This window comes from Streptomyces sp. XM83C, from assembly GCF_023072675.1.
In the GTDB taxonomy this organism is placed as follows: domain Bacteria; phylum Actinomycetota; class Actinomycetes; order Streptomycetales; family Streptomycetaceae; genus Streptomyces; species Streptomyces thermocoprophilus.
Genome location: NZ_JALLGL010000137.1, coordinates 1 through 16,287, shown reverse-complemented (window position 1 = coordinate 16,287; position 16,287 = coordinate 1). Strand labels below are relative to the sequence as shown.

Here is a 16,287-nt window from a genome sequence, read left to right as displayed (position 1 = left end):
CCAGCACCCCCATCACCCCGGCCAGCGCATAACTCACCCCCACGTCCACCGCGTCCACCGACGACACCGGCGCCACCCCCGCCCGGATCGCCCACAACAGCACACCCTCACTGACCAGCGTCGCCACCACATGCGCCAGCACGCACACCGCCAGCCACCGCACCGTCCCCAGCCACCGCTCCACGCGCGCGTGGAACACGCTGTACAACACCGCGTACGGCACCCAGTGCCCGCCCTCGATCCACATCGCGCTCGCGATCAGCACCCGCACCGGATGACTCGACAACTCCCGCAGATTCGTCGACCGCGCCCGCAGAAACCGCTCCTCCGCCACCGGCGACATGTGGTGCAGCGCCACCGTCGTCACGAACAGCACCGCCAGCCACACATACGTCCCCGGCGCGGACCGCACATACCTCCACACCCGCCGCAGCCCGCCCGTGATCCGCATGAACCGATTCACGCACGCCGGTAACGTCACGCCCGTGATCGACATCCCGACGGCCTTCGCCGCGTCGCTGAACCGATCCGCCGACCCGGCCGACCGCGCCTTCCTCGACGCGCTCCCCCGCCTCGCCGCCGACCACCTCCACCGCTGGGACCTGCACCCCGACGGCCCCGCCATGCACGGCCGCTGCGCCCTCGTCCTCCCCGTCACCCGCGCCGACGGCACCCGGGCCGTCCTCAAGCTCCAGCAGACCGACACCGAGACCGAGGGCGAACCCGTCGCCCTGCGCGCCTGGAACGGCGACGGAGCCGTACGCCTCCTCGACCACGACCCCGCCACCGGCGCCCTCCTCCTGGAACGCCTCGACCCGGCCCGCCTCCTCGCCCGCCACCCAGACGACCACCACGTCGTCCTCGTCATCGCGCGGCTCCTCGCCCACCTCACCGCACGCCCCGCCCCACCCGGCCTGAAACGCACCCTCGCCGACATCGCCCCGGCCCTCCTCGACCGCGCCCGGCGCGCCCTGCCCGACATCCCCGACCCGGCCGTGCGCCGCCTCCTCGCCGACAGCGCCGCCGCCGTCCGCGAAGTCGCCGACACCCCCGGCGACCGGCTCCTGCACTGGGACCTGCACGACGAGAACGTCCTGGGCGCCGACCGCGCCGAATGGCTCGCCATCGACCCCAAGCCCCTCGCCGGCGACCCCGGCTTCGAACTGTGGCCGGCCCTCGTCAACCGCTTCGACCCCGCCGACGTCCGCTGGCGCTTCGACGCGATGACGGACGTCCTCGCCCTGGACCGCCCCCGAGCCCGCGCCTGGACCGGGGCCCGCCTCCTGCAGATCTGCCTGTGGAAGATCGAGAACGGCGAACGCCCGGAGGAGGAATGGCTGGAGACAGGCCACCGCCTACGCCCCTGACCCCCGCCCCGCACACACGACGAAGCCCAGGCCAACCATCTGACCTGGGCTTCCGCACAGAGCCCCCTGTCGGATTCGAACCGACGACCTTCGCTTTACAAGAGCGGCGCTCTAACCAGCTGAGCTAAGGAGGCCCGCACGGGCGGGTGGCCCGCGCCTGTGCAGTGTACCCAGGTCGCCGGAGCGGTCCGTCGAAAATTTCCGCGAAGTTCACAGGGGTCCAGGTGCTGACAGATGCGGTGGACGCCAGGTAGCGTCCTGAGGCAGTTCACGTGTGTGGACTACACCAACCACCTTCCTACAACGGATCGTCCGGCACGTTCCTGCCGGTAGAAGGGGGCCCATTCACCATGGCCACTGTCACGTTCGACAAGGCGACCCGGATCTACCCGGGTGCCGACAAGCCCGCCGTCGACGCCCTGGACATCGAGATCGCGGACGGCGAGTTCCTCGTCCTGGTCGGTCCTTCCGGTTGCGGCAAGTCGACCTCCCTGCGCATGCTCGCCGGCCTCGAGGACGTCAACGGCGGCGCCATCCGCATCGGTGACCGCGACGTCACCCACCTGCCGCCGAAGGACCGGGACATCGCCATGGTGTTCCAGAACTACGCCCTCTACCCGCACATGACGGTCGCCGACAACATGGGCTTCGCCCTCAAGATCGCCGGCGTGCCGAAGGCGGAGATCCGGCAGAAGGTCGAGGAGGCCGCGAAGATCCTCGACCTCACGCAGTACCTGGACCGCAAGCCGAAGGCGCTCTCCGGTGGTCAGCGCCAGCGTGTCGCCATGGGCCGCGCGATCGTCCGTGAGCCGCAGGTGTTCCTCATGGACGAGCCGCTGTCCAACCTGGACGCCAAGCTCCGTGTGAGCACCCGTACGCAGATCGCGTCGTTGCAGCGCCGTCTCGGCATCACCACTGTGTACGTCACCCACGACCAGGTCGAGGCCCTGACGATGGGCGACCGTGTGGCGGTCCTCAAGGACGGTCTGCTCCAGCAGGTCGACACCCCGCGCAACATGTACGACAAGCCCGCGAACCTGTTCGTCGCCGGCTTCATCGGCTCCCCCGCGATGAACCTCATCGAGGTGCCGATCACCGACGGCGGTGTGAAGTTCGGCAACAGCGTCGTGCCGGTCTCCCGCGACGCCCTGTCCGCCACCACCGACAAGACGGTCACCGTCGGTGTGCGCCCCGAGCACTTCGACGTCGCCGGCCCCGACTCCGACCAGGGTGTCGCGGTCACCGTGAACGTCGTCGAGGAGCTTGGCTCCGACGCCTTCGTCTACGGCACCGCGCAGGTCGGCGGCGCCCCCAAGGACCTCGTCGTCCGCGTCGGCGGGCGTGAGGTGCCGGAGAAGGGCAGCACGCTGCACGTCGTGCCGCGCTCCGGCGAGACCCACGTGTTCTCCACCTCGACCGGTGCCCGTCTGTCCGACTGACACCGTTCAGGCCGCTCCGTGGCAGGGCCCCGCACTCCGGTGCGGGGCCCTTCCCCGTCCCCGGCGGAATCACCCCGCCAACGTCTCTGGCGGATTTACCCCGGCAACGCGGACGTTTCGAGCCGTGTGCGTCAACCCCGTACCCAGGAAAAGCGCCTTTCTCATCCCCCGAACCGGTGACTAAATGTCGCCAAATCATTACCGGGCGCTACCCTCACTCGCGTGAAGCACTCCACCACCCCACAGACGCGACGCGGCCACCGGGGCCCAGCCCGCCGGATCGGCCGCTCCCTCGCCCTCGTCCTGCCCGTCGTCCTGGTGCTCTCCGGAACCCTCGCGGTGACCCAGGTCAACTGGTCGGGGGACCCGCAGGACTCGGTGCTCGCCGCCACCGACGTCACCACCGCGGGCGACGCGAAGAACGCCGCCCCGCGGGCCCCGCAGGACGTGCTGCGCGACCAGCTGGTGGCCGAGCTGAAGGCGAAGGACCCGGGCGTGGCGCTCACGCACCTTCAGCAGGCCGTCGACGAGCGTCCCTCGCTGGCGAAGCACTGCGTGTCCATCGCGCGGGCCCTGGGCCGTGCCGCGGTGCGGGTGTACGGCCCCGCGCGCGCCCAGTCCTTCGCCCGCCCGGTGTGCGACACGGCGTTCGCGTCGGGCGTGCTCGCGGCACGCGGCTGAGAGGCGGGGGCCGAGGGGCCTTCGGAGGCGTCTCCCGGCTCGGGGGCGTTTCCCGGCGGGGCCGCCTTGAGCGAGCGTCCTGTGGTGGCCGTACGGCCGTCTCGTGGGCCCGTGCGCCCGTCGGCGGCGCCGCGGTGCGTCCGCTGCCCGTGCGTGGCCGGTGTGGTGTCGTGCACGGCCGCCCTTCGCGTCGTAAAGGCGCGGACGGCCGCGCGTACAGCCGCTTCCGGCCACGAGTACAGCCGCGCAGGGCCGTCCTTCGCGTTCCTGTGGCCGCCCCGTGGCGTCCGCGCGACCGCATCGCCCCCGTCTCCGCCTCGTCCCCGCACGCTCCCGCCGTACAGCAGCCCCCGCCCGGAAGGGTCAGGGGGCTCTCCGCGTACAGTGCGGGCATGACCGACCCCACCGCCGCCCAGCGCCCGACGCAGGCCGTGATCCTGGCCGGGGGCCAGGGTTCCCGGCTGCGTCCCTACACCGACGACCGGCCCAAGCCGATGGTCGAGATCCCCGGGACGGGGACGCCGATCATCGGCCATCAGCTCGCGTGGCTCGCCGAGGAGGGCGTCACCGACGTCGTCGTCTCCTGCGGCCATCTCGCCGAGGTGCTCCAGAAGTGGCTGGAGACGGCCGACCTGCCGGTGCGGGTGACGACGGTCGTCGAGAGCGAGCCGCTGGGCCGCGGCGGCGGGCTGCGGTACGCGGCGGCGCGGCTGCCGTACCCGGACCGCCCCTGGTACGCCACCAACGGCGACATCTGGACGCGTTTCTCGCTGCGGGACATGGCGGACTTCCACACCGAGCGGGACGCCATAGCGACGCTGGCGCTGGCCCGGCCGCGTATCCCGTGGGGTGCGGTGCAGACCGACGGGTTCGGTCACATCACGGACTTCATCGAGGCGCCGCCGTCGACGTTCGAGATCAACGCGGGTGTGTATGTGTTCTCGCCCGAGTTCGCCGGCCTGCTGCCGGAGCGGGGCGACCATGAGCGGACGACATTCCCGCAGCTGGCGCGGGAGCGGAGGTTGTTCGGATATCCGATCCCGCAGGGGGCGTACTGGCGGGCCATCGACACCGCGAAGGACTTGACGGAGGCCGCGAAGGAGCTGGCGGCCCTGAGCCGCTGACAACGCGGGTGTACGGCGACGAGGCCCCGTCCCGGAGTGGTCCACAGTCCCGTGGACCTCGAACACGTCGCCCAGGAACGCAACGGCCGCCCACGCAAGACGCTCGGCTGGGATACCCCAGCCGAGCGTCTTGCGTGATCTGCTCACCACCTGAGACCAAGTGGTGTTGCGACGACCCCTGGAACCCAAGCCGGAACTGTCCGGGGCGGGGCCTCGCCGTGTGGGCGGAAGGTGTGTCAGCCGGTGGGCTCGCCCAGGATGCCGCCCACCGGCCGGGTCACCCCAACAGGCCGCCCACGAGGCCGGACCGGCCGTCGGAGCCGCCGGTGGAGCCACCGGAGGACGAGGTGCCGCCGCCGGAGCCGTCGCCCGTGCCGCCGCCGGAGGACGTGCCGCCGGTGGGGCCGCCGGCGCCGCTGGTGGCGGTGCCGCCGGAGGTCGGGCCCGCGCTGCCGCCGGGCGTGTCGCCGCCGCTGGGCGTGGACCGGCGGGGCGGGACCTGGCCGGTGCCCTGGGTCTCGCTGGGGGTGCCGGCGGTGGCCGTGCCGGTGCCGCGGGAGGCGCCCGGCGTGGCAGTGGTGCCCGCGGTGGGCGCGGCCGAGGTGGCGCCCCGGGTGGGTGAGGCCGGTGCGGTCGGGGAGGAGCTGCGGCGCTGCTGCTCGGGGTCCTGCGGGAGCGGGGAGCCGGGCAGCTGGTTGCGGGGTGCCTCGCCGGGGCCGGGGACGACGACCCGGTCGGCGTCGCGGACGGCGCCGCCGAGGAGGGAACCGACCAGCAGGGTGACGCCGGTGACGAGGGCGGTGACGAGGGCGCCGCGGCGCAGGACGTAGCGGCGCAGGTCCCAGATGTCGGAGCGGGGGCCGAGGCGGCGCCAGGCGCCGGCGGCAAGGCGGCCGTCGACGGAGTAGACGGGGGCGCCGGCGATGATCAGCGGAGACCAGGCGGCGAGGAAGATGATGTCCGGTGCCTCGTAGACGGGGACGGTCTTCCAGCTGACGGTGACGATGAGCGCGGCGGACAGCATCGCGCCGACGACGGCGGCGACGCGCTGCCAGCAGCCGAGGACGGTCAGCACGCCGACGACGACCTGGAGGAAGGCGATGACGAGGCCGGAGCCGACGGGGTGGTGCAGGGCGAACTGGCGCAGGGGCTCGGCGACTTCCCAGGGGTGGAGGGTGTTGAGCCACTTCACCATGGAGCCGCGTTTGCCGCCGTCGAAGTAGACGGGGTCGCAGAGCTTGCCCATGCCGGCGTAGATGGAGATGAAGCCGAGGAAGATGCGCAGCGGCAGCAGGACGACGCCGAGGTTCATGCGGCGGCCCGGGTAGTAGGCGTGCCGGGCGGGGTCGTCGCCGTGGCGCCTGCCGCGGGCGGGGCGTTCGTCGACGGTGTCGGTGTCGTCGAAGTCCTCGCCGGTACGGCCGTGTTCGCCGTAGCCGTCGTACCCCGAGTCGCCGTAGGCGGGGGCGCTGTAGTCGGGTTCGTCGTAGGCGCTGCCGACGGTGCGCATGGCGGGCAGCAGGCGGGCGCCGTCGCCGGGGGTGCGCTGGGCGCCGACGACGGGGGTCTCGACGGTGGCGTCGAGGGCGTCGTACGCGGCGTCGTAGCCGGGGTCGGTGCCGCCGACGCGGGGGATGACCTGGGTGGTGCCGGCGTCGGCGGTGTCGGGGTGGGTGACACTGCCGGCCCGCACGGCCTGGAGGAGGCGGTGGGCGCCGGTGTCGTCGGGGGCGGACCTGCCGCTCCACACGACGGGGCGGCGGCGCCCGGGGGTCCGTGTGCCGGCCGCGGCGCCGGCGGCGGGCATCCGGGCGGTGTCGACGGTGGCGCTCAAGTGCCGCGCGATCCGCGGGGATCGGGCGCGCCCTGCGGACGCGCCCAGCTGCACGCGGAAGCTCGCGTGGTTCACGATGATCTGCGCCGGGTCGCTCGGCACCTTCACCATGCTCAGCGCGGGAGCGTCGTCGAATCCCGACGAGCGGTCCCCCGTGGGTGTGCGGGGTGTTCTGGTGTCCACACTCATCTAACCGAGTGACGTGTGGTTAGGACACTGCTTTGACCCGCCGGATGTGTCCGGACCCCGTCAACATTGCCCGCACCGCCAGGAATCGCCCGTACGAGTGAAGTGCTCGTACGGGCGTTCAGGGGCGCTCAGGAGCGGCGGCGCGCCGCCTCGTACAGCACGACACCGGCGGCGACACCGGCGTTGAGCGATTCGGCGCCGCCCGGCATGGGGATGCGCACGCGCACGTCGCAGGTCTCGCCGACCAGCCGGGACAGGCCCTTGCCCTCGCTGCCGACGACGATGCAGACGGGCCCGTCGAGGGCGTCCAGTTCGCCGAGTTCGACCTCGCCGTCGGCGGCGAGCCCGACGACCACGACACCGGCCTTCTTGTACGCCTCGAGGGCGCGGGTCAGGTTGGTGGCGCGGGCGACGGGGGTGCGGGCGGCGGTGCCGGCGGAGGTCTTCCAGGCGCCGGCGGTCATTCCGGCGGCGCGCCGCTCGGGTACGACGACGCCATGGCCGCCGAACGCGGAGACGGAGCGGACGACGGCGCCGAGGTTGCGCGGGTCGGTGACTCCGTCGAGGGCGACGACGAGCGGGTCGGCGCCCTCGTCGGCTGCGGCGTCGAGGAGGTCGTCGGGGTGCGCGTACTCGTACGGCGGGACCTGGAGGACGAGGCCCTGGTGGTTGAGGCCGTTGGTCATGCGGTCCAGCTCGGGGCGCGGGGCTTCCAGCAGGTTGATGCCGCCGCGGTCGGCGACGAGCTGGAGGGCCTCGCGGACGCGTTCGTCGTTGTCGATGAACTGCTGGACGTAGAGGGTGGTGGCGGGCACGCCCTCGCGCAGCGCCTCGACGACGGGGTTGCGGCCGACGACGAGTTCGGAGGTGGACTTGCCGGCGCCGCGGCGCGGGCGGCCCTGCGCGCGGCGGGCCTTGGCCTGTGCGGCGCGCTGCTTGGCGTGGCCCTTGCGCATCTCGGCGGGCGGGGTCGGGCCCTTGCCCTCCAGGCTCCGGCGCCGCTTGCCGCCACTGCCGACCTGCGCGCCCTTCTTGCCGGACATGCGGCGGTTGTTCGCGGCCATGACCTACCTGTACCTGTCTGTCGTGTGCGGGGCGTGCGTGACGTCGTCGCACGCCTCTCGGTCGTTCTTCTCGGTCGTTACGTCTTTGCAGTGTGCCGTCCGGAGGCCCGGGCGGCACACTCGATCTTGGGTCAGCGGGGTCCGAGGGTCCAGCGGGGGCCCTGCGGGCTGTCCTCGATGACGAGGCCGGCCTGGCCGAGCTGGTCGCGGATGGCGTCGGCGGTGGCCCAGTCCTTGCGGGCGCGGGCGGACTCACGCTGGTCGAGGACGAGCCGTACGAGGCTGTCGACGACGCCGTGCAGATCGTCGCCGCGGTCGCTCTCGCCGGCCCAGTGGTCGTCGAGCGGGTCCAGGCCGAGGACGCCGAGCATGGCGCGCACCTCGGCGAGGCGGGCGACGGCGGCTTCCTTGTCGTCGGCGGCGAGGGCGCTGTTGCCCTGCCGGACGGTGGTGTGGACGACGGCGAGCGCCTGGGGGACGCCGAGGTCGTCGTCCATGGCCTCGGCGAAGGCGGGCGGCACCTGCTCGGCGGGGTCGACGGGGCCGGCCTTCTCGACGACGCGCTGGACGAAGCCTTCGATGCGGGCGAACGCGGACTCGGCCTCGCGGAGGGCGTCCTCGCTGTACTCGATGGTGGAGCGGTAGTGCGGGGTGCCCAGGTAGTAGCGGAGCACGATGGGCCGCCACTGCTTGACCATCTCGGAGACGAGCACGCTGTTGCCGAGCGACTTGGACATCTTCTCGCCGCTCATGGTGACCCAGGCGTTGTGCACCCAGTAGCGGGCGAACGCGTCGCCGAAGCCCTTGGCCTGGGCGATCTCGTTCTCGTGGTGCGGGAAGATCAGGTCGATGCCGCCGCCGTGGATGTCGAACTCGGCGCCGAGGTACTTGTGCGCCATGGCGGAGCACTCCAGGTGCCAGCCGGGCCGGCCGCGACCCCACGGGGTCTCCCAGCTGGGCTCGCCCGGCTTGGCCGCCTTCCACATGGCGAAGTCGCGAAGGTCGCGCTTGCCGGTCTCGCCGTCCTCGGACGGCTGGAGGAGGTTCTCCAGCTCCTGGTTGGACAGGGAGAGGTAGCCGGGCAGGGAGCGCACGTCGAAGTAGACGTTGCCGTCGGCCTCGTAGGCGTGGCCGCGTTCGATGAGGCCGCGCATCATCTCGACCATCTCGGTCACGTGCCCGGTGGCGCGCGGCTCGTAGGTCGGGGGGAGGCAGCCGAGCGCGGTGTACGCGTCGTTGAAGGCGCGTTCGTTCTCGTAGCCGATGGACCACCAGGGGCGGTTCTGTTCGGCCGCCTTCTTGATGATCTTGTCGTCGATGTCGGTGACGTTGCGGATGAACGTGACGTCGTAGCCGCGGTAGGCGAACCAGCGGCGCATGATGTCGAAGTTCAGGCCCGATCGGATGTGCCCGATGTGGGGTGCGGCCTGCACGGTGGCGCCACACAGGTAGATCGAGACACAACCCGGCTTGAGCGGGGTGAAGTCACGGATCTGCCGGGCGCTGGTGTCGTACAGGCGAATAGTCACGACACCTAGGGTAGTGGGCGCGGGGGTGTGCGTGTGAGCCGTCTCCCGGACGGGCGGTGTCCTGCCGTGTCCGGCGTCGCGGTCACCCGCACGCGCGCGTGCGGGTGAGTCAGCAGGGTTCGTCCTAGGAACGTTCCTGCGACGGGGCGTACGCGCGCGTGCGGGTGAGGCGTGGCGGAAGGTGCCCGCACGCGCGCGTGCCCGGGAGACAGCGGCGGGAATTCGGCGGATACGGCGATACGGCGGCCCGGCCCCGCGGGACGCCCCGTCAGGCGACCTGGACGACCAGGGCCGTCGCCACCGCCATCAGGCCTTCGTCGCGCCCGGGGAAGCCCAGGCCGTCGGTGGTGGCGCCGGACACCGACACGGGGGCGCCGGCGGCCTCGGAGAGGATCTTCTGCGCTTCGTCGCGCCGCTTGCCGATCTTCGGCCGGGGTCCGACGACCTGTACGGCGATGTTGCCGATGCGGAAGCCGGCGTCGCGGACGATCCGGGCGGCCTCCGTGAGCAGGGTGACGCCGGAGGCGCCGGACCATTCGGGGCGGCCGGTGCCGAAGTGCTGTCCGAGGTCGCCGAGCCCGGCGGCGGAGAACAGCGCGTTGCAGGCGGCGTGGGCGACGACGTCGGCGTCGGAGTGACCGGCGAGGCCGGGGCCCTCGCCCTCCCATTTCAGGCCGGCGCACCACAGCTCGCGGCCGTCCTCGAAGGCGTGGATGTCGGTGCCGATGCCGACGCGGGGCAGGAGGGGCTGCGGGTCAGAAGCCATCGTTGAGCCTCCTGCGGGCCAGGACCGCCTCGGCGAGGACCAGGTCGAGCGGGCGGGTGACCTTGAACGCCTCCTCGTGCCCGGGCACGGCGACGACGGGTTCGCCGAGCCGTTCGACCATGCCTGCGTCGTCGGTGACGGCGCCGGTGACGGTCTCGTGGGCGCGGACGAGGGTGGCGCGGTCGAAGCCCTGCGGGGTCTGCACGGCACGCAGCCGGGCCCGCTCGGGGGTGGCGAGCACCGGCTCGGGGTCGCCGGGAGCGGCGGCCGGTTCGACCTCCTTGACGGTGTCGGCGAGCGGCAGCGCGGGCACGACGGCGACGGCGCCCTCCCGTACGGCTTCGATGACCGCGTCGACGGTGTCGACGGGGACGAGGGGCCGGGCGGCGTCGTGGACGAGGACGATGCCGTACTCGGGCGGCAGGGCGTCGAGGCCGGCGCGCACGGACTCCTGCCGGGTCTCGCCGCCGGACACGACGACGAAGTCGGTGCGGTCGGGCAGGGCATGCGTGTCCAGCAGGGACTTGACCTCGGCGGTGCCGTCGGGCGGGGCCACGACGACGACGAGGCCGACGGCGCGCGAGGCGGCCATGGCGCGGACGGCGTGGATGAGCATGGGGACGCCGTTGAGGGTGCGCAGTGCCTTGGGGGCGCCGGGCCCGAGCCGTACGCCGCGGCCGGCGGCCGGGATCACGACGGCCGTGCGGGCGGCCTCGGCGGGCGTGGGAGGCGAAACGTCAGACATCGGTTCCTGTCAGGTTTGTGTGCTGGGCTGGCTTGGGTATGGCCTCAGCGTGCGCCGGACGGGACACGTTTGACCGGACCCTTCCGTGACCATGGTCGAACCGATTCTCCGGTTCCGGCACACAGGATCGGGGGGAATCTCCCCGCTGTTACGCACAGACGCGTCGTCTCTGCGCAGGAATTCATGACTGCGTACGAACATGCCGCAGCGCCCGGCGACGGATGGTGATCACGTCATCGGGCACCGCGGCATCGCCATGTCAGCGTGGGTACGTCGGATGCGCCCCGCGCGTTCCGTACGGTGTGTACGGCTGGGTCATGGCAGGTACTGAGCGGCGGCTCGCGCCGGCGTCAGGACGCGAGGACCTCGTCGAGCAGGGCCTCGGCCTTGTCCTCGTTCGTGTTCTCCGCGAGGGCCAGCTCGCTCACCAGGATCTGCCGCGCCTTGGCGAGCATGCGCTTCTCACCTGCGGAGAGTCCGCGCTCGCGCTCGCGACGCCACAGGTCGCGCACGACTTCCGCGACCTTGATGACATCGCCGGAGGCGAGCTTCTCCAGGTTTGCCTTGTAGCGACGCGACCAGTTCGTGGGCTCCTCGGCGTACGGCGCGCGCAGCACCTCGAAGACCCGGTCCAGCCCGTCCTGACCGACCACATCACGCACGCCGACGAACTCCGCATTGTCCGCTGGCACACGCACCGTCAGGTCGCCCTGGGCGACCTTCAGCACCAAGTAGGTCTTGTCCACGCCTTTGATCTGGCGAGTTTCGATGGCCTCGATCAGCGCGGCCCCGTGATGGGGATAGACCACGGTGTCGCCAACCTTGAACGTCATGTGACAGGTACCCCTTCCGTGGCTATCCAGGGTAACACGGAAACCGGCGGTTCTGAATGGCGTTTTCGCAGGTCAGGGCATATCTCGGGGCTTGACAACAGCAACAGGAACGTGCTTCGCGGGCTGAGCGGAAGCGGGTATTCGCAGGTCGGAGGGGCTTCCCGGCCGAGGTGAAACGCGTACGTTACACGCATCCGACGGCCCGCTCGAACGGCGGAACGTCCGGAAATGTCTGGTTCTGGATGTGCGACTTGCGTTACTCCGTTCGATGCCTCGGAGGGGGATCGGAGACGGACCGGAGAGAGATACGCGCCGAATCCGGAATTGATCACGGGTGCCGCACAAGGGGCGGGCGCTACCCGCGTTGATCAATTCCGGACAGGCACGCCGGAGAGGTGCGCATTCCCGCACGGGTTCCTTCCCCGGGAATTCGCTCGGACGATGCAGGTGGGACCACTGCGACTTATGTGAATGCCGGACCGGAGAGAGATCAAAGTGACCGATAGGTCAGCTGCGGCGGAGGTGATCACGCCACGCGGCGATCCGATCGCGCCACGCACCGGATGCGATCGCGCCACACGGACTTCTTCCTCCACGAAGGGCGATCGCGCAACCCGGGCGCGCCTGCACGAGGGAAGCGTGGCCCTGGGGGAGGGTCGGGTGCGGCGGCCGGGAGACGGCTCGGTAACCTAAGGCCGCTGACAGACCCTTAGGGCGGCTTTGTGACACGCGCCGCTCTGTCCCTGCGTTCAAGGAGTTGCCGCCGCCGTGAGCAGCAGCCTTCGACGCGGCGCCCTCGCCGCCTCCGTCATCGCCGTCTCCATCGCCTCGCTGGCCGCCTGCGGCGCCGGTAACAACGCGCAGACGCTCGAGATCAAGCCGGACAACGCGGCCACGAGCGTCGGCGACATCAAGGTCCAGAACGCCCTGGTCATCACCCAGCCGAGCAACGACGCCACGGGCCCGGCCGCGATCTCCGCCACCCTGTTCAACAGCGGCGACACCGATCAGACCCTGGACGCGATCAAGGTGGCCGACGTCGAGGGCACCGTCATGATCAAGCCCGCCAAGGGCGACGGCCCGCTGAAGGTCCCGGCGGGCGGCTCCGTCATCCTCGGCGGCAAGGGCAACGCGGCGGCGACCCTGCCCAGCAGCCGTGAGGCCGTCAGGAACGGCGACGTGCAGAAGGTCACCTTCACCTTCAGCAAGACCGGTGACGTGACGCTGAGCGCCTTCGTCGTCCCCGCGAAGAGCTACTTCTCCGGCTGGGGCCCGACCGAGGTGCCATCCGCCCCCGCCGCGGCGCCCTCCGCCGGCCCGACCGGGTCCGCCTCGGGCTCGCCGTCCGCCTCCGGCACCCCGGCCGGCGAGGAGTCGGCCTCCGCGTCCGCCTCGGCCTCCGCCGAGGCCGGTCACTGACACGCCGTACGTACGCCGGAAGGGCGGGACCTCCGGGAGAGGGCCCGCCCTTCTGCCGTACCGGGGCTCGACGCCGTACCGGGCCTCGATGCTGTACGGCATCGAAGTCGCACCGGCCGGAGTCGGTCGTATCAGGGCTCGAACTTGTAGCCGAGGCCGCGGACGGTCACCAGGTAGCGAGGGGCGCCCGGGTCCGGTTCGATCTTGGCGCGCAGGCGCTTGACGTGCACGTCGAGGGTCTTGGTGTCGCCGACGTAGTCCGCGCCCCACACCCGGTCGATGAGCTGCATCCGGGTCAGCACCCGGCCCGCGTTGCGCAGCAGCATCTCCAGCAGGTCGAACTCCTTCAGCGGCAGATCGACCTTGGAGCCGCCGACTGTGACCACGTGCCGGTCGACGTCCATCCTGACCGGGCCGGCCTCCAGTGCCGCGGGTGCCGCCTCCTCCGGCTCGCCGCGCCGGCGCAGGACGGCACGGATACGGGCGACCAGCTCACGTGAGGAGAACGGCTTGGTGACGTAGTCGTCGGCGCCTATCTCCAGGCCGACGACCTTGTCGATCTCGCTGTCCTTGGCGGTCACCATGATCACGGGGACGTTGGAGCGGCCACGCAACTGCCGGCACACCTCCGTGCCGGGCAGCCCCGGCAACATCAGGTCGAGGAGAACGAGGTCGGCGCCGTTGCGCTCGAACTCGTCGAGGCCGTCGGGCCCGGTGGCCGCGACCGCGACCTCGAACCCCTCCTTGCGGAGCATGTACGACAGGGCGTCGGAGAAGGACTCCTCGTCCTCGACGACGAGCACTCGGGTCACGGAAGGACCTCCGGGGCGGAAAGCGTTTCGTACGCGGTCGGATCGGTGGGTGACACAGAAGAAGAGGAAGAAGAAGGGGCCGAGGTGCCGCCGGCACCTGACGAAGGAGCGCCCCCGTCGGACCGGTCGAGGGACGCGTCGGAGCCGTGGCGGCCGTCCCGGTCGCTGTCCTTGGACCTGCTCGCGGTGCCGTCCTCGTTCCCGGGGTGCTGCCGCGCCCCGTCCCGGCTGCCGCGTTCCCGGCCGGCGGCGGCCTCCGGCAGGCGGAGCGTGAACGTGGAGCCCTGCCCCTCGGCGCTCCACACGGTGACTTCGCCGCCGTGCGAGGCGACGACATGCTTGACGATGGCCAGGCCGAGGCCGGTTCCGCCGGTGGCACGGGAGCGGGCCGGGTCGACCCGGTAGAAGCGTTCGAAGATGCGCTCCTTGTCCCGGTCGGAGATGCCGATGCCCTGGTCGGTGACCGAGATCTCGATCATGTCGCCGCCGGGCGCCGGCACCCGGCGGACGGCGATGCCGACGCGGGTGCGGGCCGGGGAGTAGTTGACGGCGTTCTCGACGAGGTTGCCGAGGGCGGCGGCGAGCTGGCCGCGGTTGCCCCAGACGCGCAGTCCGCCGGTGCCGCCCGCGTTCATGGTGATGTTCTTGGTGCCGGCCTGGTGGCGGCAGCGGTCCATGGCCTCGTCGACGAGTTCGTCGACACCGACGGGTTCGGCGTCCTCCAGCGGGTCGTCGTTCTGCACCCGGGAGAGGTCGATCAGCTCCTGCACGAGGTTGGTCAGCCGGGTCGCCTCGATCTGCATACGGCCGGCGAAGCGCTGCACGGCCTCCGGGTCGTCGGAGGCGTCCATGACGGCCTCGGACAGCAGGGAGAGCGCGCCGACCGGGGTCTTCAGCTCATGGCTGACGTTCGCGACGAAGTCGCGCCGTACGGCCTCTATACGGCGGGCCTCGGTGAGGTCCTCGACGAGGAGCAGGACCAGCCGGGAGCCGAGCGGGGCGACGCGGGCGGACACCGCGAGGGCCTCCCCGCGGCCGGTGCCGCGGCGGGGCAGGTCCAGTTCGACCTGGCGTATCTCACCGTCGCGCCGCGTGTCGCGGGCCATCTGAAGCATGGGCTCGACGGCCAGCTTGCCGCCGCGGACCAGGCCGAGGGCGTACGCCGCCGAGCTGGCCTTGACGACGGCGTCGGCTTCGTCGAGGACGACGGCGGAGGAGCGGAGCACGGACAGGACGGTGTCGACGCCGGGCGGGAGCACGGGGTCGGTGTGCAGGGAGGTGCGGGTCGGGCGCTTCAGCTCCCGCTCGCTCCAGCGGAACGCGAGCATGGCGATCACACCGGTGAGCACTCCGGCGATCGCTGCCGCTGCGGCGACCGCCGCGTTCACGTCCATGGCTCCAGGTTAGGCACGGGATACGGGCAGCCCACAGCCGTCGGGGTGCGACCTCGAACACTCGTCGCCCAGAGTTCACCTCCAGGACAGGGACGGTTCATTCCGGGTGACGGAATCCGACGCGTACGGGCCCGAACGTGGGAGCGTGGGCTTCCGAGACCCCCTTGCGGAACCCGAGGAAGACCGAGCCCGGCCCCGGCGCACACCTGAGAGAGAGACCCTGATGCGGGACGCGTACCACGAGGAACTGGATTCGATCGGCGACGGTCTGGTGGAGATGGCCCGGCTGGTCGGCTCGGCCATCGGACGCGCCACGACGGCGATCCTCGACGCCGACCTGAAGCTGGCCGAGAGCGTGATCGAGGCCGACCAGAAGGTCGACGAACTGCAACACGATCTGGAGGCGCGGGCGATAGCGCTGCTGGCGCGGCAGCAGCCGGTGGCGACGGATCTGCGGATCGTGGTGACGTCGCTGCGGATGAGCGCCGACCTGGAGCGGTCCGGCGACCTCGCCCAGCATGTGGCGAAGCTGGCGCGGCTGCGGTTCCCGCAGCGGGCGGTCCCGCAGGACCTGCACGCGACGATCCTGGAGATGGGGCAGCTCGCGCAGCGGCTGATGGCGAAGGCCGCGGAGGTGATCATCACCAAGGACGTGGACCTGGCGCTGCAACTGGAGCAGGACGACGACGCGATGGACCTGCTGCACCGCACCCTCTTCCAGCATCTGATCGACGAGCGCTGGAAGCACGGCATCGAGACGGCGGTCGATGTGACGTTGCTGGGCCGCTACTACGAGCGGTACGCGGACCACGCGGTCGCGGTGGCGAAGCGGGTGGTGTACCTGGTGACGGGCGAGCACGCGGACGAACTCCAGCAGGACGTACCGCCGCCGACGGGCGCGGCGGGCGCCTGAAGTGGCCCGCGCGGGGCGCCTGAACCGACCTGTCGGCCTGCCGGGGTACTGAGAGGTCGTCTCATTTGGAATGCTGGGTAGTCTGCACCGTGTGGTGATGGTCGAGCGCATGGTGCCGGACGAGTTGTGGGAGCTGTTCCAGCGGGTGGTCCCACCTGCTCCATCACGGCCGCAGGGC

At 71.6% G+C, this 16,287-nt stretch carries 15 protein-coding genes, 1 tRNA gene and 1 pseudogene; 7 read left to right on the top strand and 10 right to left on the bottom strand.

Annotated features, from left to right (window positions below; translation table 11 throughout):
- Window positions 1-451, bottom strand: a 451-nt coding sequence (locus MTQ10_RS17015; RefSeq protein ID WP_247468882.1) for a rhomboid-like protein, incomplete at its 3' end; no start/stop codon positions are given.
- On the opposite strand from MTQ10_RS17015, the gene MTQ10_RS17010 reads away from it, so the two are divergent.
- Window positions 450-1,367 (top strand): aminoglycoside phosphotransferase family protein, encoded by a 918-nt coding sequence (locus MTQ10_RS17010; RefSeq protein WP_247468880.1) that lies wholly within the window; start codon window positions 450-452, stop codon window positions 1,365-1,367. The genes MTQ10_RS17015 and MTQ10_RS17010 overlap by 2 nt on opposite strands.
- 60 nt (window positions 1,368-1,427) lie before the next feature.
- Here MTQ10_RS17010 and MTQ10_RS17005 read toward each other — a convergent pair.
- Window positions 1,428-1,501, bottom strand: a tRNA-Thr gene (locus tag MTQ10_RS17005).
- A gap of 216 nt (window positions 1,502-1,717) precedes the next feature.
- Here MTQ10_RS17005 and MTQ10_RS17000 point away from each other — a divergent pair.
- The 3 genes from MTQ10_RS17000 (at window position 1,718) to MTQ10_RS16990 (ending at window position 4,611) form a co-directional block, all read left to right on the top strand.
- Window positions 1,718-2,806: an ABC transporter ATP-binding protein gene (locus MTQ10_RS17000; protein ID WP_247468878.1), complete on the top strand. Its 1,089-nt coding sequence runs from the start codon at window positions 1,718-1,720 to the stop codon at window positions 2,804-2,806.
- Between the two features lie 222 nt (window positions 2,807-3,028).
- A complete protein-coding gene (locus tag MTQ10_RS16995) occupies window positions 3,029-3,487 on the top strand; it encodes a hypothetical protein (RefSeq protein ID WP_247468875.1) in 459 nt (152 codons plus the stop codon).
- A gap of 392 nt (window positions 3,488-3,879) precedes the next feature.
- Entirely contained in the window at window positions 3,880-4,611 is a 732-nt protein-coding gene (locus tag MTQ10_RS16990; RefSeq protein ID WP_247468873.1) for a nucleotidyltransferase family protein, read from the top strand.
- A gap of 277 nt (window positions 4,612-4,888) precedes the next feature.
- Here the strand turns inward: MTQ10_RS16990 and MTQ10_RS16985 are convergent, their stop codons facing one another.
- The 6 genes from MTQ10_RS16985 to MTQ10_RS16960 form a co-directional block, all read right to left on the bottom strand.
- Window positions 4,889-6,634, bottom strand: coding sequence for a DoxX family membrane protein (locus tag MTQ10_RS16985; RefSeq protein ID WP_247468871.1), 1,746 nt, complete (start codon window positions 6,632-6,634; stop codon window positions 4,889-4,891).
- A gap of 128 nt (window positions 6,635-6,762) precedes the next feature.
- Window positions 6,763-7,698 carry a 23S rRNA (guanosine(2251)-2'-O)-methyltransferase RlmB gene (gene rlmB / locus MTQ10_RS16980; RefSeq protein ID WP_247468868.1) on the bottom strand — a complete coding sequence of 312 codons (936 nt, stop codon included), beginning with the start codon at window positions 7,696-7,698 and terminating at the stop codon, window positions 6,763-6,765.
- Between the two features lie 131 nt (window positions 7,699-7,829).
- Window positions 7,830-9,227, bottom strand: a complete 1,398-nt coding sequence (cysS, locus tag MTQ10_RS16975) for a cysteine--tRNA ligase (protein ID WP_247468866.1) — start codon at window positions 9,225-9,227, stop codon at window positions 7,830-7,832.
- Between the two features lie 268 nt (window positions 9,228-9,495).
- Entirely contained in the window at window positions 9,496-9,993 is a 498-nt protein-coding gene (gene ispF / locus MTQ10_RS16970) for a 2-C-methyl-D-erythritol 2,4-cyclodiphosphate synthase (RefSeq protein ID WP_247468864.1), read from the bottom strand.
- Window positions 9,983-10,738 (bottom strand): 2-C-methyl-D-erythritol 4-phosphate cytidylyltransferase, encoded by a 756-nt coding sequence (gene ispD, locus MTQ10_RS16965; RefSeq protein WP_247468861.1) that lies wholly within the window; start codon window positions 10,736-10,738, stop codon window positions 9,983-9,985. Before ispD ends, ispF begins: the two co-directional genes overlap by 11 nt.
- 350 nt (window positions 10,739-11,088) lie before the next feature.
- Window positions 11,089-11,571 carry a CarD family transcriptional regulator gene (locus MTQ10_RS16960; protein ID WP_003953493.1) on the bottom strand — a complete coding sequence of 161 codons (483 nt, stop codon included), beginning with the start codon at window positions 11,569-11,571 and terminating at the stop codon, window positions 11,089-11,091.
- 768 nt (window positions 11,572-12,339) lie between these two features.
- Between MTQ10_RS16960 and MTQ10_RS16955 the strand changes: the two genes are divergently transcribed.
- Window positions 12,340-12,990 (top strand): DUF461 domain-containing protein, encoded by a 651-nt coding sequence (locus tag MTQ10_RS16955; protein ID WP_247468859.1) that lies wholly within the window; start codon window positions 12,340-12,342, stop codon window positions 12,988-12,990.
- 131 nt (window positions 12,991-13,121) lie between these two features.
- Here MTQ10_RS16955 and MTQ10_RS16950 read toward each other — a convergent pair whose 3' ends face one another.
- Together MTQ10_RS16950 and MTQ10_RS16945 are read right to left on the bottom strand one after the other, a co-directional pair.
- Window positions 13,122-13,802, bottom strand: a complete 681-nt coding sequence (locus tag MTQ10_RS16950) for a response regulator (RefSeq protein WP_247468857.1) — start codon at window positions 13,800-13,802, stop codon at window positions 13,122-13,124.
- A complete protein-coding gene (locus MTQ10_RS16945) occupies window positions 13,799-15,196 on the bottom strand; it encodes a sensor histidine kinase (RefSeq protein ID WP_247468855.1) in 1,398 nt (465 codons plus the stop codon). Before MTQ10_RS16945 ends, MTQ10_RS16950 begins: the two co-directional genes overlap by 4 nt.
- 223 nt (window positions 15,197-15,419) lie before the next feature.
- Here MTQ10_RS16945 and phoU point away from each other — a divergent pair, with 223 nt between their 5' ends.
- Entirely contained in the window at window positions 15,420-16,109 is a 690-nt protein-coding gene (gene phoU / locus MTQ10_RS16940; protein ID WP_247468853.1) for a phosphate signaling complex protein PhoU, read from the top strand.
- A 97-nt stretch (window positions 16,110-16,206) separates the two neighbouring features.
- A pseudogene (locus MTQ10_RS16935) lies at window positions 16,207-16,287 on the top strand (IS5/IS1182 family transposase); the annotation flags it as partial.